We start from the raw sequence: 20,105 nt of genomic DNA on the forward strand, positions 1-20,105 counted from the left end.
CTGCTCAAAGTGTTGCTGCTGCTAACTACACACACATCACCTTTACGATTGAGTACCATTATGCCGATATTGCCAATATTCAATTTTGGGAATAAAGCACTTTTCCCTCGCCTATTTCAACGCTGGCTAAAAATCAGAGGTGCTACAGTGTGCATAAGTCAAAAAGTATGTGTGCATAGCAGACATACCAATGAAGCAACATCATTACTGGAGGTAAACCATGAAAGCCGGTGGAATAGATTCAAGCAGAATAGAATCCATGCTTGCGCAACTAAAGGCAGCAGCACAAGGCCCACGTGTTGGGCAAGAGAATCCTATTGGTGGTGGGTTAGGTATTCAAAAGTTAGATAGCCCACAATCGTCAACCAAAGTAAGCTTTACCGATGCATTGAAAGCATCGTTAGATCAAGTCAACCAAGTGCAGGTAGATGCAGAAAAATTAGGCAAAAACTTTGCCATGGGGGACGACAGCGTCAGCTTGTCAGATGTGATGATTGCAGGACAAAAAGCCAATATCTCGTTTCAGGCCACTGTGCAGGTACGCAATAAATTAGTATCTGCTTATCAAGATATGATGAATATGCAGGTGTAAAGTTATAGTCAAGTATTGATACAGGGCCTTAACCCTTGCTAGATTGGCTATGCGTACGTATCCAATCAGCAAACTCAGCTTCCGATATTTCACCCGCAGCAACTGCCAGCATGGTCAACACACAGGCGACATCATCTGCAGTCAGCACATACCCGTTCAGCACTAAAAACAGTTCCGTTGCAACAAACGCAGTACGCTTGTTGCCATCTAAAAACGGATGGTTCTTAGCCAGCCCCACACCATATGCCGCAGCTAACTCAGCATAATCGGGGGCTCCATATGCAGCCAAATTGGGTGCCCGCTGCATTGCAGACTCAAACATACCTTGGTCTCGTATACCAGCAATGCCGCCATGCTCAGCCAACTGCTCGTCATGTACTGCCAACATCACAGCACTATCCAACCAAACCCAGCCAGTCATTTAGCTAACTCGCGCAGTACATTACGTCGTGCCTTCATTATCTTGCGTGCGGCATCCATTTGCGTTTCAAAGTTTGCGTCATTCGGCGTAATCGCAATACCACCTGGCGTATCAGTTAAAAACACCGTATCGCCCTTCTCCAGTTTCAGCCTTGCCAATACCTCTTTTGGCAAAATCAACCCAACAGAATTACCAATTTGTGTAAGTTTAATACCTTGCATGTTGTGCTCCCAAAGTTATAACAAAAGTTATAATATAACAATTGTTATAACATAGCAAATTCAAGCGCTCATTGTATCTAGTGGGCTAGCCACACCCTGCCCACCTTTGTTCAACACATGCGTATAAATCATGGTAGTCGCTACATCGCTGTGCCCAAGCAACTCTTGCACAGTGCGAATATCGTAGCCGCCTTCTAACAAATGCGTGGCAAAGCTATGCCGCAGTGTATGAGGCGTAGCAAGTTTAGTAATGCGCGCTAAATTCACTGCTTTTTTTACTGCACGCTGTACAGTTTTTTCATCTGCGTGGTGTCGCCTAATCACTTTTGATAACGGATCTACCGATAACTTAATGGATGGAAACACATACTGCCAAGCCCAATCTTTACCTGCATTGGGGTACTTTTTATCTAATGCCATGGGCATAAACACTGCACCAAGTCCTGCTGCCAAATCCTCTTGATGTAACGCTTTAACTTTAAGCAAATGTTGCTTTAATGGTTCAATCAATGACTTAGGCAACATGGTGACTCTATCTTTAAAGCCTTTTCCCTCACGCACTAAAATCTCACACCTTGCCAAATCCACATCTTTAACCCGCAACCGCAAGCACTCCATCAGTCGCAAGCCACTGCCATACAGCAAACTGACCAACAACCACATAGTCCCGTCTAAACGATTCAATAAAGCTTGTACTTCATCCCTGGTTAACACCACAGGTAATCGTTTAGGTGCTTTGGCCTGAGTCACGTTATCTAACCAAGGCAACTGAACACCTAGCACCTCTTTATACAAAAACAATATCGCACTTTTAGCTTGATTTTGCGTGCTGGCAGAAACATTACGTGTTACAGCCAAATGAGATAAAAAGGCCTCTACCTCCGCCGCACCCAAATCTTTTGGGTGACGCTTGCCATGATGCCAAATATATCGTTTAATCCAATCCACATAGGATTTCTCTGTGCGTAAGCTGTAATGTTTAACACGCATACGCGCAGCAACTTGCTCAAGTAACTTAGGGGGCTGAGATTCTGCAGGTGTATTTATCATATTGTTTTATTCTTTTTTAGGTGTGATAAAAATAGATTAACCATTGAATTAATGATGATAATACAAATTAAAAACAATATAGACACCTGTCCAACTATTTTTTATTGGACGTTTCTGGGGTCTACTTTACGTTAGCCAGCAGCATCGGTTTCATGGCGCATCAACGTCTCCGCGGGTTCTTGGCACCTCTGGTCTTGGCAGGCCGCCGTCAGGCCTCGTGCTCTGCTGGCGGCGCTCGTCTTTTCGCCTTCTCGGGTTTTCGTAGCTCCATGCCTGGCGTTGTCGCCACTTTGAGTTGCCGCTCAGCGCTGGCCCTGCCTTCGGCAGCGCCGGGTCTGGCTTTCCTTTGGGGCATCGGCTTTGCCCATGCCGCCCGCTTTGCCGCGGTGCTCCACAATGCTTTTGTGCATTCCGCTCTGCTCCTGGCTAACCCTGCGGTCAAGGGGACGCACAACGGCGGGCTTGGTTTGTCTGTCTTCGCTGGGTCCGTGCCGCCGTCGTGCGCCCCTTACCTCACACGTTAGATTTATTAACAATCAAAGTGAATTATGTCATCTGAAGAAAAAGTCAAAGGACCTGCCTCGTATTTCCCTTCGATAGAGAAAAAGTACGGTCAGCCTATTGCGCATTGGTTATTGCTTGTGGGCAATCTGAAAGATATGAAGCACATGGAAATGGTTAACTGGCTTAAAACAGAACATAAAATGGGGCATGGGCATGCCAATGCAATCGTCGCTTATGCGCTTGCAAATCAAATAAAGTAACAATATCTCCATCCATCTAACCCTTCATTCAAGCAGAATGCCTAATGGCGCACGTTAATTTTGGTGTTAGGGTTTACAATCTAAACACCATTTATCAAGGAGATAGCAATGTCAAATGAAGGGTATCACGAACCAATCAGTGAGCTTACGGATGAAACCAGAGATATGCACAGGGCTATTACATCACTTATGGAAGAGCTAGAAGCAGTGGATTGGTACAACCAAAGGGTTGATGCGTGCAAAAATAAAGACTTAAAAGCGATTCTTGCACATAATCGAGATGAGGAAAAAGAACATGCAGCAATGGTGCTTGAATGGATCAGACGGCAAGACCCTAGTTTTGATAAACAACTAAAAGATTACTTGTTTACAGAAAAACCAATAGCACATAAATAAAATGCCTAATCCATCATGCGAGCAAATTACTCCATGCTAACTGGGCATATTTTGTCAGCTCAAAAGCTGGGTGGTATGCCATAGGTGATTGCATGCCTCAGTATCAATAAAGGCCTTAAATGTGGTCAAGCTGTTTCGCAGTTAGACGCATCAAGCGCAGCCGAATGATGCGCGTTAGATGATAGGAAACGTTATGACAAAGTATTTGGTAGCTATACACCGCCCTAACGACTATGACCCATACGTTGCAGAAGATGAGGCCATGTCACGCGATATCGACGCACTTAACGTTGAGATGGTCACTGCTGGCATCAGAGTTTTTGTAGGCGGTTTGCAGCCAATCAACAGCGCGAAATCACTGCGGTGTGAGACTAATAGTGAGGTAAGCATGGCTGACGGGCCATATTTAGCTACCACGGAACACATAAGCGGTTTTTGGGTGCTGGAAGTAGCTAACTTAGAACAAGCGTTGACATGGGGCCGCAAAGCAGCCGTCGCTTGTCGTGCACCAGTAGAGGTGCGTCCGTTTCATTGACGGAAAACCTAAATTGGAAATAGTGAAATGGATGACTGTAGAAACGTCTGCGTGTTGAATAGAAAACACTTAAAAAATAGCCTTACATTATCTAGTGCAGAATATTCTAGAATGCATCTTTCAACTTATATACAAACAACAAACTAACGCCCATGGAAATCCTCTCTACTAAGCTACTTTGGGAAATTTTAAAGCACGCAAAATCATGGCTCACAAACCTAGATCGAGCGAGCAACGATAGAAAAACACAATCAGTTAAAGCGGTTAGAAAAGTCATTACCGCCTCAAGGGAAACCGCTGTGTATATTCGTAGCATAAAAGATACTGGTCAACCCAACCACGAGACGGAGGCGCGCTTATCTGTACTGTGGACTGAGTTGGGGTTTGAGCTGCAAGACATTGGCATTCACAAGCTTGCTAAGCGTTGCCAAATTAGAGGCAAACATTGGTCGGATCCTCATCATTACGATCAAGATTTTCTACAAAAAGCGGATATTAGCTTAGAAACTATGGAAAAATTGGCCAATGAAATACTGATACAGATCAGCCGCTAGCGCTCGCCAGGCAGCATGTACATAAATATTCAGGATTAAACACCATGTCTAACTTGCAAGTGACTGAAATTAAAGCGTTTGTACCATCTAAGGACTTTGAAGTATCCAAACAGTTTTACCAAGACATGGGCTTCACCATGGCATCAGAAGGTGGTGGTGTCGCTTATTTTCATTATTCACACGTGAGTTTTTTGCTACAAGATTATTGTACTGAAGGTTTTGCCGAAAATTTTATGATGCACATCTTGGTTGAAGATGTGGATGCGTGGTGGGATCATATCAATCAACGTGACTTGGCAAACAAGTATTCCGTTAAGCTTTGGCCAATGCAACTTCAGTCATGGGGCATGCGTGATTTCTGCATTACCGATCCGTCTGGTGTGCTATGGCGCATTGGTCAGAATGTAGCCTAAACTGAATGATTCAAAACTAATGCTAGTATCAATATAGTAGGAGCATATATGTTAACGACCTATCACGGCAGTTGCCATTGCGGCGCTGTGACTTTTGAAGCAGATTTAGATCTTACTCAACACTCCTACCGTTGTAATTGCTCTATTTGTAGACGCACACGCTTTTGGCCAGCCATTGCCAAGCCTAAGCACTTTCGCTTGCTGACTGGCGAATCTGAATTAACCCAGTATTTGTTCAATACTAAAAAAAACCATCATTATTTTTGCAAGCACTGCGGCGTGCGGTGCTTTGGCGTGGGTAACGACACACCCATTGGCAAAATGTACGGGGTCAATCTTGGCTGTTTAACTGATGTAAGTGACGAAGTGCTGGAGAATACGCCCATTGTGTATGTGGATGGACTGCACGACAATTGGCAAAATGCACCTACGTTTTATCGACACCTTTGATGGCTACTATTGAGGTATATTAATGAATCATGACGATGGAACCCAAGGAATACGCATGAAACTTGCATACCGTGCACTCACTATTGTTGCTGCATGTTGTTTTACCCTGCTAGGCTGTAAAGAAAGTGCCCCGCCTGCACCTACTACCTATGGCACCACCACGCCCAATGACCATACCACCTTTGAAAACTTTACCGATACTTGGGCAGGACAATGGAATGGCCCGGAAGGCACGTTTTTGAAGATCGATGGCAGAAGAGGTGTTTATACGCTAACGATTCAAAACCTAGATGGCCCCAGCACCTACGAAGGCAAGTCTGTCGATCACCGTATCCGCTTTATGCGTAATGACAGAGAAGCCTATATTCAAGCGACAGATGGCGCAGGCACAGGCATGAAATGGCTTGCAGAAAAACAAAACTGCCTAGTGATTCGCGCGGGAGAAGGCTTTTGCCGTGATTAATTAGTCGCAACATTAAGCGCTGTTGATTTGCATCAAACGGCCTGTGTCATATGGGCACACAATTAACGTAATTTTTATCACCACCAACACTAGATATGAACACTGCATTTATATTAAACGCCTGCCTACATATTCATGCTGCCATTGTGGCGCATGAGGCAGATATTGAATCATTAGACCGTGCCATTGGCGATGGTGACCATTACATCAACATGAAGCGTGGCAGCGAAGTAGCCGCTGGCATGTACAACACATTACTGCCCTTACCCGCAGATGAGGCATTGAACAAAATTGGCATGAAGCTATTAAGCACCATTGGCGGTGCATCCGGGCCTTTATTTGCCAGTTTTTTCATGAGCATGGCCAAAACCGCGCAACAAAATGGCGCGAATACACCATTAGAAATCGCCGCAGCGTTTGCAGCTGGCGTACAAGCGATTATGCAGCGCGGTAAAGCCAGCGTGGGTGAGAAAACCATGTTGGATGTATTAGTACCAGTCTCTACTACTTTTACCACACTGGCCGCACAAGGCAAATCCAGCCAAGAGATCGCCACCGCGCTCAAACAAACCGCAGATATTGGATTGGAATCTACACGTAATCTGATTGCGACCAAAGGCAGAGCTGCTGGTTTAGGTGAGCGAGCCATTGGCCATCTGGATGCCGGTGCCAAAAGCTGCCAAGTCATGATACATGCGGTATGTGATTTAATGCTTAAAGAAGCCGACGCATAAAAATATTACTGCTTAAAAAGGTCAATCTATGAAAAAGTTTATTAACCAAGTAGACCAAGTGCTCGTTGAGAGTCTATCCGGCTTTGCTAATGCGCATCATGATTTGGTCACGTTGCATGTGGATCCCACATACCTGACTCGCCGTGAAAAAGCCGTGAACAAAGTCGCTATCGTGTCTGGCGGTGGCTCTGGTCATGAGCCACTACATGCAGGCTATATCGGCTATGGCATGTTAGATGCGGCTTGCCCAGGACAAGTATTCACATCCCCTACACCCGACCAGATTTTGGAAGCAGCTGAGGCCGTGCATACCGACCAAGGGGTGCTGTTTATTGTTAAAAACTATGCGGGTGATGTGATGAATTTTGAAATGGCTGCAGAAATGCTACCGTTTCAACACGCCACCGTACTCACTAGCGATGATTGTGCCGTGGTGAACAGCACCTATACCACTGGGCGGCGTGGGGTAGCAGGTACAGTGATTGTAGAAAAATGTGTAGGCAGCTTAGCCGAAACGGGTGCAGATTTAGCAGCATGCAAAGCCTTGGGCGATAAGGTCAATCAACAGACGTCCAGTATCGGTGTGGCACTCACTAGTTGTACAGTCCCTGCCGCTGGGCGTGCTACCTTTGATATTGCCGATATTGAGCTGGAAATGGGCGTGGGTATTCATGGTGAGCCTGGGCGTAGGCGCGAGCAAATGCGCGAGGCTGATGCCATTGTGCATGACTGTATTCAGGCTATTTTGGCAGACTTTGCCACCAAAGGCCTCACCCATCGCCAAGACGTTTTGCTTCTGATTAATGGCTTTGGCGCGACACCACTGATGGAATTGTATTTGCTTTACCACAGTGCAGCTAAATTATTGGCAGCGCATGGTGTACGTATCGAACGCTCATTGGTAGGCAACTACACCACCGCATTGGATATGGCCGGCGCATCCATCACCGTTTGTTTGCTAGATGACGAGATTAAACAACATTGGGATAGCCCTGTGCATACCGCAGCGTTGCGTTGGGGGCGTTAATGCGTAACGTTTTAGTAACCGCCACGCGATCAACACAGCTACTTTAAACACTAGCCCAAAACATAGTTCCACAAGCTGGAGACTGCCGTTTGCTGTGCCACAATCTCCGTCGTAGGTACCTTAGCGTCTTTGCCTTGTAGTTTGCTGCTATGAATAACTTTACGATATTCGCGGTAAGCATCGGCCACCGCTTCTGCCGCATCAGCATCTATTAATTTTAATGTTGCCAAGCGATGCAGTAAGCCAATATTACCAATATTTTCAAGCAGTTGGGGATGATGATGTGCATGCAATAACACCAAATATTGCACCATAAACTCCACATCGATAATGCCGCCTTTATCATGCTTTACATCAAATACCGCAGCTTTAGGTGGGTGACTCACGCGCATTTTCTCGCGCATCTGCACGACTTCTTGCTTTAATGTGGCCTGATCACGCACTTGTAACACTACTTGCTGGCGGATAGCTGCAAACTGCGCACCTACTTGCGCATCGCCAGCGACGAATCGGGCACGCGAAATAGCCTGATGCTCCCACACCCAGGCCTTGTGCAACTGGTATTCAGCAAACGCCTGCACACTACTCACAAGCAAACCACTATTACCATCGGGGCGCAGCTGCAAATCGGTTTCGTACAACAAGCCAGCATTGGTTAAGCTGTTAAACCAGTTGTTGATGCGCTGGGCAAACCTCGCATAAATCTCTGCTGCCTCTGGGTGGTCGTCCTCATACAGAAAAATAATATCTAAATCAGAGACATAACCTAACTCTTTGCCACCTAATTTGCCATAACCGATGATGGCAAATTGCGGAGTATCTTGATGTTTAAATTTAAGCGTAGGCCAAATGGTCTGCAAACTCACCTGCAGAATCAGCTCTGCTAGCGCACTTAAATAGTCCGACAATGTTTCCAATGCCAGCAACCCACCTACATCTTGCGCGGCAAAGCGCAATACCGCCGCATTTTTGTAGTGGCGCATCGTGTCCATCTGCGCCTCGGTATCACCATCCAGTGCGCGCATTTTTTTAGTCAGCTCAGCTTGCATGGCCACAAAATCAGGTGCGTCATACAGGCTTTGTGTGTCCAGTAATTCATCTAACAAAATTGGGTGTGCAGTGAGATACTGCGCCAACCATGGACTAGCCGCGCATAATTTAATGACAAGCTGTAACGATTCTGGAAACTCCGTCAGTAGCGCTAGATAGCTGGCGCGACGGCAAATGCTTTCTAATAAGTTAATTGCGCGCAGCAGTGCAATATCCGGTGTCGCAGTCTGCGCTGATTGATAAATCACCAGCGGCATCAACTTATCAAAGCGCAGTTTGCTTTGTTCTGGCAACTGCTGATAACGGCTACTGGCATGTAGTGCGCGTAAGCGTCGGACGCTTTCCAACGGCTCTACAAAACCAGATGTTTTCAAATCCTCTGCCGCCGCGTCTTGCCCGACGGTACCTTGCCAAATCGCCGTTTCCGTTAAAAATTCTTGGTGTCCGGTATCGCTAAAGGTCGCATCAAAATGGGCCTGAATGATAGCGCGGTGATGGTTCAACTGTGCTAAGAACTCTGCCCATGTTTCTAAGCGCATCATCCACACCAAACGCTGTTGTGACGCCTCAGAAGTGGGCAAATCTTGTGTCTGTTGATCATCAATATACATAAGCCGATGCTCAACGTTACGTAAATAGAGATAGCCCTCCGTCAACTGGTCTACCGCTTCTTGCGGAAGCACGCGCTGTTGTGCCAATAATTGCAACACCTGCAATGTGGGTTTAATTTGCAAATCGGTGTCTTGCCCGCCACGAATCAGCTGAAACACTTGGGCAATAAACTCCACCTCGCGGATACCGCCCCGACCTAGCTTAATGTTATTTTCCAAGCCCCGTTGCATCACATCGCGCTGAATCTGCACTTTTAAATCGCGCATAGAAGCGTACGCATTAAAGTCTAGGTATTTTCTGAATACAAAAGGCTTCAACACGCGTGTTAAGGCTTTGTCTGGGCCAGCCACCACACGCCCCTTGATCCAAGCATAGCGTTCCCACTCACGCCCGTAATTCTGATAATAATCCTCTAGCGCATCCAAGCAGCTTACCAACGCGCCTTCAGAGCCAAATGGCCGCAAACGCATATCCACCCTGAATACAAAGCCATCCTCGGTAATGTCATCTAGCGCAGCTATTAACTTTTTGCCTAGCTTGGTGAAATACTCCTGATTGCTAATGGATTGCGCGCCATCAGTCTCGCCCTCTTGCTCATAGGCAAAAATCAAATCAATATCGGAAGAGACATTGAGTTCTGCGCCGCCGAGCTTGCCCATTCCCACCACAATCAGCGGTTGCGTCTCCCCTGCCAGACTCTTAGGCAAGCCATACTGCGGCTGGAATTGCTCGGTATAGAATGCAATGGCCTGCTGAATCGTCAATTCTGCTAACGCAGAGGTCGCCATCACGACTTCCTCAAAGTCTGCCAAGCCATTTAAGTCTCGTACAATCAGGCGTGCCATTACCTGCTGGCGTAAACGCCTTAATTGTTGTTTTAAAGTAGTTTCATCAAAAAAAGTTTGCTTGCTCAGGTAAGCTTGCATGTCTTCTAATAGATATACTTTATGTAGATTGTTTAGCAAATCACTCACTAATTGCGCATCTTTTGCCATTAATCGGGTGACGAACGGACTGCATTTCACGGCATGGAGCACATATGCCTCATCCCTAGACGCAGCGCGGTTTTCTGATAGAATCATGTCCAGTGTTAGCATGCTTTTTTGTATCTTTTATGACGGTTAGTATTACTCAATAAATTTAATTATATGTGCGTTGCAAAATATTAGGGGAGTTGTATGTCAATTGAATCCGTACTTCATGAAAATCGCGTATTTGAGCCCAGTGCAGAAACTGTGAAAACAGCCGCTGTCTCTGGCATGCAAGCGTATACGCAGCTATGCGCAGAGGCCAATGCCGATTATGAAGGTTTTTGGGCAAAACTGGCACGCGAATTACTGATATGGCACAAACCCTTTACCAAAACACTCAACCAAGACAACGCCCCCTTTTATAAGTGGTTTGAAGATGGCGAGCTGAATGTTTCGGCTAACTGTTTAGACAAACACCTCAATACTATTCCCAACAAAACTGCCATTATTTTTGAAGCTGACAATGGCGATGTCAAAACGGTGACTTACAAACAGTTGTACCATCAAGTATGCCAATTTGCCAATGGTCTAAAAACGCTCAATCTCAAACTAGGCGATCGCGTCATTATCTATTTACCCATGGGCATTGAAGCTGTGGTCGCCATGCAGGCCTGCGCGCGCATTGGCCTCACCCACTCCGTAGTATTTGGTGGATTCTCTGCCAAAAGCTTGAACGAGCGCATTATTGACGCTGGCGCAGTCGCTGTGATTACTTCTGATGGTCAATTCCGCGGTGGTAAAACTTTACCGCTCAAGCAAGCGGTTGATGAAGGCATTGCCATGGGCGGCTGTGACAGCATTCAAAAAGTGATTGTGTTGAAAAAAACCAGTCAAGAGATTCAATGGGCAGCCAATAATATTTGGTGGGATGACTTGATTGCTGGTCAACCTGACGAATGTGCACCAGTGATGGTAAATGCAGAGCATCCGCTATTTCTGCTATACACATCTGGCTCAACTGGCAAACCTAAAGGCGTGCAACATGCGTCTGCGGGCTATTTATTGCATGCCATGAATACCATGCGCTGGACGTTTGATGTAAAAGCAGATGACATCTATTGGTGTACGGCAGATGTGGGCTGGATTACCGGCCATAGCTATGTGACCTACGGCCCACTCGCCATGGGTGCGACCCAAATCGTGTTTGAAGGCATTCCAACCTACCCAAATGCAGGTCGCTTTTGGCAAATGATTCAAAAACATCAAGTGTCGATTTTTTACACAGCGCCTACTGCGATTCGCTCATTGATTAAGGCCGGTGAAACTGATCCAGCTACACACCCCAGCCAATACGACTTGTCTAGCTTACGCTTGCTAGGTACTGTGGGCGAGCCGATCAACCCAGAAGCTTGGATGTGGTATTACGAGCAAGTGGGCGGCAGCCGTTGTCCCATTGTCGATACCTTTTGGCAAACAGAGACTGGCGGCCATGTGATTACCCCTTTACCAGGCGCAACGGCATTGGTGCCGGGCTCCTGTACACTACCCTTCCCCGGTATTGATATAGATGTAGTCGATGAAACTGGCAAAGATGTACCATGGGGTACCGGTGGTTTACTGGTCATCAAAAAACCATGGCCATCCATGATTCGCACCATCTATAACGACCCTGAGCGTTATAAAGCCAGCTATTACCCCGCTGACTTGGGCGGAAAAACCTATCTGGCCGGCGATGGTGCCGTGCGAGATGCCAAAACAGGTAACTTTACCATCATGGGCAGGATTGACGACGTGTTGAACGTATCTGGTCACCGTCTTGGCACCATGGAAATCGAATCTGCCTTGGTAGCCAACGCGCTTGTTGCCGAAGCTGCCGTGGTAGGAAAACCCCATGATATCAAAGGAGAATCCGTCGTTGCCTATGTCGTGCTTAAAGGCGCACGCCCGTTAGGTGACGATGCTAAGAAAATCGTAGCAGAGTTACGTGAGTGGGTAGGCAAAGAGATTGGTCCGATTGCCAAGCCAGACGAGATTCGCTTTGGTGATAACCTGCCAAAAACCCGTTCCGGAAAAATCATGCGCCGCTTGTTACGCAGCTTAGCCAAGGGCGAAGAAATCACGTCGGACATTTCTACATTAGATAACCCAGCCATTTTGGAACAACTGAAAGAAGTCGTGAAATAAATGGAAGGTTTATTGGTGATGGCAGCATTGATTCTTGCTGCCATTTTTTTGATGCGGAAATAGTCCACATAGCCCACTTGAGGCATAGACAATCCATTTACTTTTGTTAACATGGCTACCTGTGCATAACATACTGTTTATCCATGAACATTATCAAGCAGCTCTCTTTACTTAGAAGAAAAAATCTAAATCAAGTCAAAGACTATGGCTATACCAAGCCTCTACCCATGGGCAACAGTATTCCCAAGGTTATTCACCAAACTTACTTTAGCCGAACCCTACCCGAAGCAGTACAAGCCAATGTTGACCACATCCGGGCGATGAACCCGGACTGGGAATATCGCTTTTATGATGACGCGGATATCGACGCTTATATTCAAGAATACTTTCCTGAGTTATTCAGCATCTTCAAAAAAATCAACCCTGCCTATGGCGCAGCCATGGCCGATTTTTTTAGATACCTATTGCTCTACAGAGAAGGTGGCGTTTACCTAGACATTAAAAGCAGCATGGATAAGCCGCTCAATGAGATCATCCAAAAAGATGACTACTACTTACTGAGTTACTGGAAAAATGATGCTGGCGACAATATGCAGAACTTGGGTAAATATGTCGATATCCCCGATCCATTGGGTGAGTTTCAGCAGTGGTATATTGTGGCTGTGCCGGGCCATCCCTTCTTAAAATCAGTGATTGAAACCGTATGCCATAACGTGATGCGTTATAACCCGTTTCTTAACCACACCGGTCATTTGGGTACATTTAGAGTCACAGGACCCATTGCTTACAGCTTAGCCATTGCGCCCCACTTAAATCAATACCCTAAGCGATTAGTGCGCTCCAATCATGATTTGCACCTGGTTTACAATATCTTCACAAAATCAGCCACGCATGAACATCATGTGATCTACAAAACGCATTATTCCAAACTCAGAAAACCCATTGTGCTGCCTTCTAAGTTTTTTGCGCCGATTCTGAGTGTTTACTTACCCATTAGCGAGCAAATATCGGGCTTCTTAAAATATTTTGTCTAATTAAACTGCTGACATTTGGTATCATTCTGCCTTCAAACTATTACCCGCAGATTCAATATTTATGAGCACAGCAGATCTCAACAAAATAGAGGTCAGACGTACCTTTGCAATTATCTCTCACCCGGATGCCGGTAAAACCACCTTAACTGAAAAGTTACTGTGGTTTGGTGGCGCTATTCAGGTGGCTGGTGAAGTACGTGGACGCAAAGCTGCGCGCCACGCTACTTCTGACTGGATGGAACTCGAGAAGCAACGTGGTATTTCCGTCACATCTTCCGTGATGCAGTTCCCGTATCGCGAACACATGATTAATCTGCTGGACACCCCCGGCCATGATGACTTTTCAGAAGACACTTATCGCACGCTGACGGCAGTGGATTCTGCGGTAATGGTGATTGACTCCGTTAATGGCGTAGAAGCGCAAACCATCAAACTGCTCAATGTGTGTCGTATGCGTGATACACCAATCGTCACCTTCATCAACAAATTAGACCGTGAAAGCCGCGCGCCCATTGAGCTGTTAGATGAAATTGAATCCACATTAGGCATGGAATGCGCACCCATGACATGGCCCATAGGCATGGGGAAAACTTTCCGTGGCGTGTACCACTTACACAACGACGAAATTTCTTTTTTTGACCCACGCGCCGAAAAAGGTACCTCTGAAATCATCAAAGGATTAGACAACCCACGCTTAGATGAAGTGATTGGACGCCAAGCAGAAGAGTTGCGCATTGATATCGAGCTAGTACGCGGTGCATCACATAGCTTTGATAAAGAACGCTATTTAAGTGGCAAACAAACACCGGTGTTTTTTGGCTCTGCCATTAACAACTTTGGCGTGCAATCGCTGTTAGATGCGGTGGTCGATTTATCGCCCCCACCCCAATCACGTAAAACAGCCACACGAGAAATTGCCGCCAACGAGTCCAAGTTTTCTGGATTTGTATTTAAGATTCAAGCCAATATGGATCCAAAACACCGTGATCGTATTGCGTTTTTACGTGTGTGTTCTGGCCGTTTTGAGCGTGGCATGAAAATCAAACAAGTGGCTACCGGTAAAATGCTGAGCGTCAATAATGCGATTACCTTCATGGCGCAAGACCGTACCACCATGGATGAAGCGTACTCAGGTGATATTATTGGGATCCCCAATCACGGCACGATTAAATTGGGCGATACGTTTACCGAAAATGAGAATCTCAAGTTTATTGGCATCCCTTCGTTTGCACCGGAATTTTTCCGTCGTGCACGAATAAAAAATCCAATGAAAATGAAGCAGTTGCAGATTGGACTTAAACAACTTTCTGAGGAAGGTGCAGCGCAACTATTCCGTCCACTGCTCTCTAATGACTTAATTCTAGGTGCGGTAGGTATGCTGCAATTTGATGTAGTAGCCCACCGTTTGGAACACGAATATGGGGTCGATATGATATTTGAACCCTATGATTGCTATACAGCGCGTTGGTTAAAAGGCAGTGATGCTGACCTGAAAGCGATTGCAGACAAGTATGGGTTTAACGTAGGATTAGACAGTGCCGACGATTATGTGTATCTGGCACCGAACCGGGTGAACTTGCAAATGGCGCAAGAGCGCTATCCGGACATTCAGTTTATGGAAACACGTGAAATCGCTTAAGACAATGGATGGGCACACATTCATATGCAAAAGTCCAATCTAAACATTATTAATTTAAGTGATCTTTCGGCTGACTGGCATTGGCTGAGAGATGAGTTCAAGCATTTACCAAACAAGTGGGCGCACTACACTAGTTTAAACACCAAGCTGCCCAAGCGCTTGCCTAAGCGACAATCCATTGCCCGTTTTATGACGGCCACGCAAGCCGTACTTGACGCAAAAAAACAGCCCAGTTTGCTGGTATCCCATGGCCCGCGCCCTACTTATTATGGCGCGCGCATGGCGCAGCACCTACACCCGCAGCTGCCCCATTTGGCGTACTCCTTTAACTTTACCGATTTACCCACTGGCTTTCAGCACAAAGCCATGGCTAAGGCGTATCAGCAAATCGATCGCTTTGTGGTCTACTCATCCCTAGAAAAGAAACTCTATGCAGATTACTTCGGTATCGCACTTGAGCGGATTGATATGCTGCATTGGTCAGTGCACGCACCTACAGTTCCACACGATGAGCCACCGATTGAGCAAGGCGACTATATTTGTGCATTAGGCAGCCAAGGACGGGATTACGAAACACTGTTTGCGGCCATGCGCACACTCCGCCATATCCGCTTAGTGGTGGTGGCCACTGCGGATAGCGTACAACATCTTTCAGTGCCAGAAAACGTCACTATACGCACGCATATCCCACTGGCGCATGCGCATAATATTTTGACGCATAGCCGCTTGATGGTGGTGCCATTGCGAGACAGCCAAGTGCCATGTGGTCATGTCACCATTGTATCGGGGATGTTTTTCAATAAAGCCATGATTGTCACCAATTCTGAAGGTGTGCATGACTATATTCAAGACCAAAAAACGGGGGTGTTTTTCAACCCTAAAGAAGCCAATGACTTGGCTGAGAAAATTCAACAGCTATGGGATGACCCAATACAAGTCAACCGTTTAGCAGCCACTGGCTATGCATTTGCACTTGAACATTGCACCGAAAAAAACGTTGTACGCTACTTTGCTGACTATCTTAGCCATCTACAACATCTATAGTAAAACAAGCCTGCATGAAATCTACCAAAGCGCTTATTGATTGCCCTTGCGGCTCAGCTAAGGCTTACGCAAGCTGTTGCCAGCCATTACACCATGGCCAAGCCGCCAAGTCTGCGGAAGCGCTGATGCGCTCACGCTATGCGGCTTATGTACTGCATCTTGAGAATTATCTTTTAGCGACCTGGCACCCGAGCACCCGTCCAGACAGCCTTGATTTAGCACATGACGATATCAAATGGTTAGGTTTAGAAGTGTTACGAGAAGAAGTTACCAGCCCAAGCACAGCCATTGTGGAGTTTATTGCACGGTACAAAGTAGGCGGCACACGCGCTGAGCGCATGCATGAAGTCAGTGAGTTTGTGTATACCAATGCTTGGTACTATGTTACGGGTCAAACCAATTAGCTTATATTGGCAATACCCTATACTGGCAATATCATCGTCACACTGAAACCATGAGGTTTCAGATTTGCAGCCCACACCTTACCACCATGCGCTTCAATGACTTGTTTAGTGATTGCCAACCCGACGCCATGTCCAACCACTTGACTACCTGAATGCCCACGCACAAAAGGTTTGAAGATATCTTCCAACTCAGTTTCGAGCACACCTGAACCCTGATCAGTAATGGTGATTTCTATTGGTTTGCTAGTAGAGTGTGACTTGCAATCTATATTGACGATAGAATCATTAGGCGCGTACTTAATTGCGTTTCGCACTACATTTTCAATTGCACGGTGCATCAAATCTTGCTGTCCAGAGATTTTAACCGTTTGCGGTGCATTCAGTGCAATACGAATGCGTTTATTAGAAGCCTCAAACGCAGCGTCCTCCACAATCATATCCAACAACTCATTTAGCAAGAAATCTTCTTTTTTAAGATCCACCATGCCAGACTCAAAGCGAGACAACTCAAGCAACTCACCAATCATCTTATCCATACGATTCGCCTCCAGCTCAATACGAGCAAGCGAGTTTTCTGCTTTTTCCGGCGTTTGCAGCGCCAGCCCTAACGCCATATGTATTCTAGCCAACGGCGAGCGTAGCTCGTGCGAAACATGGTGTAAGAGTCGAGTCTGCCCTTGCAGTACCGTCCCCAGTCGGCTAGTCATATGGTCAAAATGACGGCCTAAATCGGATAACTCATCTTTACGCGACCCCATTTTATCGGCCACACTGATATTGAGAACACCACTCGCTGCGTGTTCAAATGCAAGACGCAATGTTTTAATGGGCTTAGAAAAGTACCAAGCCAGTATGGCAGCAAACAGTGCACTTGCAAGCGTACCTATCAGCAAACCTTTCATCGGGAATTTTGCCAGCGCCTTAAACAGCGCATTCGAATGCCCAAAGCGCTTGAAATATGATGGCCTGCCACCCTCCTCAGGTCCGGGTGGAGGTGGCAGTCCGGCGCGTGGTCGATTCGGGCGAGATGAAACGACAAAAATCAAATAAGACTGTTGGTTGGCTAACGTTACTTTGGCTACATTTTCTTGCGTCCCAGATTTGATAGACTGTTGCGCGACGTCTAACCATGATGCGTCGAGCTTTCGATTGAGCAGATCTTGCTCACCTTGATCGACTACGTATACGTGATGTGCAAGCCGTTGTGACTCCCATCGGCTAAGTAGTTGCTTGGTTGCTTGAATTCCGCCTAATTGTAATGTCGATTGCGCCGCATCTATTAACGATTGGCCCATTGGTGACTGGTCAATACTGGGATTTTGATTGGTAACATTAAACAAGACAAAAGCACTAACACCCAACGCTGTCGTCAGCTGCGCTAGAAAGAAAAATAAAAAGAACTTCCAGAACAAACGTCCCATGGCTTACTCTTTCAGCAATTGATATCCCATGCGATACACTGTTTGTATCACATTCGGGTTATCGGAATATTGTGCGATTTTTTGCCGGATGCTACTGAGATGTACATCAATGCTACGATCAAACTTGGCCAATGGCCTGCCCAGTGCCTGCAACGATAGCTCTTCTTTTGACACCACAGCCCCTGCGTGCCGTGCCAGTATTTCAAGCAGATTAAATTCTGTGCTGGTGAGGTCGAGCATATGATTTTGCCATTCAGCACGCCGTTGCGAAGACAACACTTTCAGATCACCGACAGTAATCACATAAGTACGCGAGGTATTTGACTGTATCCTTCTGAGGATTGCACGCACCCTTGCCACCAACTCTCTAGGCGTACACGGCTTAGGCACGTAATCATCTGCACCCAACTCTAAGCCTGTGATTTTGTCATTATTGTCACCCTTGGCCGTCAACATAATGACTGGGATGCTACTGTTGGCACGAATATTTCTTAATGTTTGAATGCCATCCTGAATCGGCATCATCACATCTAATATCATCAGATCAAAATTGCCAGCCAACACATACTGCTCGGCAGTCACACCATCATGCGCAACAGTTACATCAAAGCCTTCTTGCTGTAAATACTCTTTGAGCATACCTGCCAACTCAACATCATCATCAGTCAATAGTAACTTATTCATTTTATATCTCTAGATCAACATCTTATCGGCACATCATAGCGATTAATCATGCGCATTAACAAGTGTAAAGAAGCTGTTTTACGCAACTTTACACCACGTGAATTTTATTCTGGATAAGGAACCTTTACATGTTTTTACGTCATCTTAACAGCACTTAACAAGAAGGTGCTCCAAAATGCAATTGTCTTAATTGAGACATATTTTTGAAAGGTAAATGATGAAAACAACATTAAAAACATTATTAGCTGCAGCATGCATTACCATGGCTGCAACTGGTGTAGCGATTGCTGACCAAGATGGCAATGGCGAGAGATCTGGCCACTGCACAAAAGGCGGCCATCATAACCGTCACCATGCAGGCGCCCACGGATTTGGTCAGCCACACTTTTTACATGGCATTACACTAACATCAGAGCAAGAAGATAAAATCTTTGCGCTTAACCATGCAGAAGTGCCAAAAGTACGCGATCAAATAAAACAACGCCAACAGTTGCATCAAGAACTTAGACAAGTGAGCCAAGCCCCACAATTTGACGAAGCCAAGGCCAAAGCCATTGCAGACAAGTTAGCGACGTTAGAAAAAGATGGTGCTTTGAATCGCGCTAGAACTGAAAACAAGGTGTTGGCCGTACTCACGCCAGAACAACGCGAGCAAGCGCTTAAGAATAAAGAGCAATTTAAAAAACATCGCGAAGATCGCCAGCCTGCCGGCTTTCGTGGTCACCCACAACAGCATCCTGATGTAAGAAGCTAAGCTACAGCAAGGCTCTACGATGCATTGATAGCCAGATGACTTAACCCATCTAGGCTAAAATAAAAAGACCACAGTGATGTGGTCTTTTTATTGCCGGTGAATGATCAAGTGCTTATACCTGCTCAAATGCTTCACACAACTGACTGAGCAACTGCCCAAATAATGGCAACACTTCATCTTTATCATGCGGGCTATCATCATCGGTACCGGCAACCACAAAGCTCACTGTCATCTTATCCACATTCTCTCTGAACTCTGCCCAATGCTCGACTTCGGCATCGCCAATCAGCTTGAATTTGTTTAAGCCAGACTCAATAATCTCCACCAACTGTGCATCACTGATACCGGCAAATAAGGTTTTTGCTATCGTAATTTGCGCAGTTTGGTAATCTGGCGTGATATCTTCTTGCGTCAATGGCATGGTTAAGAATGCAAATAGCAACAAACCGTAGGCTTGATACACACTCAACATATCAAAATTTTCTTGTAACTCTTGCCCAGGCTGACGCCCTGCTTCCTGAATCGCTTTAAACGTCAAAAAACTCGCCAAATAGTGCGCAGCATCCACCGCATCAAAATCGTTTAAATCAATGGTGGGTTTAGCGCCATCATCATACGTTTCTGCCAAGCAAATGGCATGTAACAATTTTAACCGTTGGGAATACGTCATTTCATTCATACAAAATAC

General features: G+C 46.0%; 23 protein-coding genes. 16 read left to right on the top strand and 7 right to left on the bottom strand.

The annotated features are described in order from the left end of the window. Nucleotides 1-220 precede the first annotated feature (220 nt). Nucleotides 221-592, top strand: coding sequence for a flagellar hook-basal body complex protein FliE (gene fliE, locus FG11_RS06260; RefSeq protein ID WP_047533840.1), 372 nt, complete (start codon nucleotides 221-223; stop codon nucleotides 590-592). A gap of 28 nt (nucleotides 593-620) precedes the next feature. Here the strand turns inward: fliE and FG11_RS06265 are convergent, their stop codons facing one another. The 3 genes from FG11_RS06265 to FG11_RS06275 are packed head-to-tail and all read right to left on the bottom strand — an operon-like array spanning nucleotide 621 to nucleotide 2,284. After that, on the bottom strand, nucleotides 621-1,013 hold the full coding sequence (locus tag FG11_RS06265; RefSeq protein ID WP_025224445.1) for a type II toxin-antitoxin system death-on-curing family toxin: 393 nt from the start codon (nucleotides 1,011-1,013) through the stop codon (nucleotides 621-623). Further along, nucleotides 1,010-1,234 carry an AbrB/MazE/SpoVT family DNA-binding domain-containing protein gene (locus FG11_RS06270; protein ID WP_025224446.1) on the bottom strand — a complete coding sequence of 75 codons (225 nt, stop codon included), beginning with the start codon at nucleotides 1,232-1,234 and terminating at the stop codon, nucleotides 1,010-1,012. The genes FG11_RS06265 and FG11_RS06270 overlap by 4 nt, the downstream gene beginning before the upstream one ends. 60 nt (nucleotides 1,235-1,294) lie before the next feature. Next, nucleotides 1,295-2,284 carry an integron integrase gene (locus tag FG11_RS06275; RefSeq protein ID WP_047533843.1) on the bottom strand — a complete coding sequence of 330 codons (990 nt, stop codon included), beginning with the start codon at nucleotides 2,282-2,284 and terminating at the stop codon, nucleotides 1,295-1,297. A 548-nt stretch (nucleotides 2,285-2,832) separates the two neighbouring features. Here FG11_RS06275 and FG11_RS06285 point away from each other — a divergent pair. From FG11_RS06285 to dhaK, 9 genes are all read left to right on the top strand, one after another. Continuing rightward, entirely contained in the window at nucleotides 2,833-3,048 is a 216-nt protein-coding gene (locus FG11_RS06285) for a DUF4287 domain-containing protein (protein WP_020182218.1), read from the top strand. A 108-nt stretch (nucleotides 3,049-3,156) separates the two neighbouring features. Beyond that, nucleotides 3,157-3,444 carry an encapsulin-associated ferritin-like protein gene (locus FG11_RS06290; protein ID WP_020182219.1) on the top strand — a complete coding sequence of 96 codons (288 nt, stop codon included), beginning with the start codon at nucleotides 3,157-3,159 and terminating at the stop codon, nucleotides 3,442-3,444. 193 nt (nucleotides 3,445-3,637) lie between these two features. Next, a complete protein-coding gene (locus tag FG11_RS06295; protein ID WP_047533848.1) occupies nucleotides 3,638-3,979 on the top strand; it encodes a YciI family protein in 342 nt (113 codons plus the stop codon). 152 nt (nucleotides 3,980-4,131) lie between these two features. Then, nucleotides 4,132-4,533 carry a hypothetical protein gene (locus tag FG11_RS06300; protein ID WP_047533851.1) on the top strand — a complete coding sequence of 134 codons (402 nt, stop codon included), beginning with the start codon at nucleotides 4,132-4,134 and terminating at the stop codon, nucleotides 4,531-4,533. A gap of 44 nt (nucleotides 4,534-4,577) precedes the next feature. After that, nucleotides 4,578-4,946, top strand: a complete 369-nt coding sequence (locus FG11_RS06305) for a VOC family protein (RefSeq protein ID WP_025224458.1) — start codon at nucleotides 4,578-4,580, stop codon at nucleotides 4,944-4,946. A 48-nt stretch (nucleotides 4,947-4,994) separates the two neighbouring features. Further along, entirely contained in the window at nucleotides 4,995-5,396 is a 402-nt protein-coding gene (locus FG11_RS06310) for a GFA family protein (protein ID WP_047533853.1), read from the top strand. Between the two features lie 55 nt (nucleotides 5,397-5,451). Continuing rightward, the gene (locus tag FG11_RS06315) at nucleotides 5,452-5,859 is read left to right on the top strand and encodes a hypothetical protein (RefSeq protein ID WP_020182224.1); all 408 of its coding nucleotides are present in this window, start codon (nucleotides 5,452-5,454) and stop codon (nucleotides 5,857-5,859) included. A gap of 95 nt (nucleotides 5,860-5,954) precedes the next feature. Next, nucleotides 5,955-6,593: a dihydroxyacetone kinase subunit DhaL gene (gene dhaL / locus FG11_RS06320; protein ID WP_047533856.1), complete on the top strand. Its 639-nt coding sequence runs from the start codon at nucleotides 5,955-5,957 to the stop codon at nucleotides 6,591-6,593. 28 nt (nucleotides 6,594-6,621) lie between these two features. Next, nucleotides 6,622-7,620, top strand: a complete 999-nt coding sequence (gene dhaK, locus FG11_RS06325) for a dihydroxyacetone kinase subunit DhaK (protein ID WP_025224462.1) — start codon at nucleotides 6,622-6,624, stop codon at nucleotides 7,618-7,620. Nucleotides 7,621-7,670: 50 nt separating this feature from the next. Here the strand turns inward: dhaK and glnE are convergent, their stop codons facing one another. Then, nucleotides 7,671-10,379 (bottom strand): bifunctional [glutamate--ammonia ligase]-adenylyl-L-tyrosine phosphorylase/[glutamate--ammonia-ligase] adenylyltransferase, encoded by a 2,709-nt coding sequence (gene glnE, locus FG11_RS06330; RefSeq protein WP_047533859.1) that lies wholly within the window; start codon nucleotides 10,377-10,379, stop codon nucleotides 7,671-7,673. Nucleotides 10,380-10,460: 81 nt separating this feature from the next. Between glnE and acs the strand changes: the two genes are divergently transcribed. From acs to FG11_RS06355, 5 genes are all read left to right on the top strand, one after another. Next, complete coding sequence (acs, locus tag FG11_RS06335; protein ID WP_047533862.1) at nucleotides 10,461-12,437, top strand: acetate--CoA ligase; 1,977 nt, start codon at nucleotides 10,461-10,463, stop codon at nucleotides 12,435-12,437. 143 nt (nucleotides 12,438-12,580) lie between these two features. Further along, nucleotides 12,581-13,471, top strand: coding sequence for a glycosyltransferase family 32 protein (locus FG11_RS06340; protein WP_020182229.1), 891 nt, complete (start codon nucleotides 12,581-12,583; stop codon nucleotides 13,469-13,471). Nucleotides 13,472-13,532: 61 nt separating this feature from the next. Further along, nucleotides 13,533-15,110: a peptide chain release factor 3 gene (locus FG11_RS06345; protein WP_020182230.1), complete on the top strand. Its 1,578-nt coding sequence runs from the start codon at nucleotides 13,533-13,535 to the stop codon at nucleotides 15,108-15,110. 24 nt (nucleotides 15,111-15,134) lie between these two features. Further along, nucleotides 15,135-16,154, top strand: a complete 1,020-nt coding sequence (locus tag FG11_RS06350; protein ID WP_052184964.1) for a glycosyltransferase — start codon at nucleotides 15,135-15,137, stop codon at nucleotides 16,152-16,154. A gap of 14 nt (nucleotides 16,155-16,168) precedes the next feature. Beyond that, on the top strand, nucleotides 16,169-16,558 hold the full coding sequence (locus FG11_RS06355) for a YchJ family protein (RefSeq protein WP_025224467.1): 390 nt from the start codon (nucleotides 16,169-16,171) through the stop codon (nucleotides 16,556-16,558). Between the two features lie 17 nt (nucleotides 16,559-16,575). Here FG11_RS06355 and FG11_RS06360 read toward each other — a convergent pair whose 3' ends face one another. Together FG11_RS06360 and FG11_RS06365 are read right to left on the bottom strand one after the other, a co-directional pair. Then, nucleotides 16,576-17,979 (bottom strand): HAMP domain-containing sensor histidine kinase, encoded by a 1,404-nt coding sequence (locus FG11_RS06360; RefSeq protein WP_047533865.1) that lies wholly within the window; start codon nucleotides 17,977-17,979, stop codon nucleotides 16,576-16,578. Between the two features lie 3 nt (nucleotides 17,980-17,982). Next, complete coding sequence (locus FG11_RS06365) at nucleotides 17,983-18,663, bottom strand: response regulator transcription factor (protein WP_020182234.1); 681 nt, start codon at nucleotides 18,661-18,663, stop codon at nucleotides 17,983-17,985. Between the two features lie 214 nt (nucleotides 18,664-18,877). Between FG11_RS06365 and FG11_RS13260 the strand changes: the two genes are divergently transcribed. Continuing rightward, nucleotides 18,878-19,417, top strand: a complete 540-nt coding sequence (locus FG11_RS13260; RefSeq protein ID WP_052184965.1) for a Spy/CpxP family protein refolding chaperone — start codon at nucleotides 18,878-18,880, stop codon at nucleotides 19,415-19,417. Nucleotides 19,418-19,529: 112 nt separating this feature from the next. Here FG11_RS13260 and FG11_RS06375 read toward each other — a convergent pair whose 3' ends face one another. Then, nucleotides 19,530-20,096: a hypothetical protein gene (locus FG11_RS06375; RefSeq protein ID WP_020182236.1), complete on the bottom strand. Its 567-nt coding sequence runs from the start codon at nucleotides 20,094-20,096 to the stop codon at nucleotides 19,530-19,532. Between the last annotated feature and the right edge of the window lie 9 nt (nucleotides 20,097-20,105).

This window comes from Methylotenera sp. N17 (assembly GCF_000799155.1).
Lineage (GTDB): Bacteria > Pseudomonadota > Gammaproteobacteria > Burkholderiales > Methylophilaceae > Methylophilus.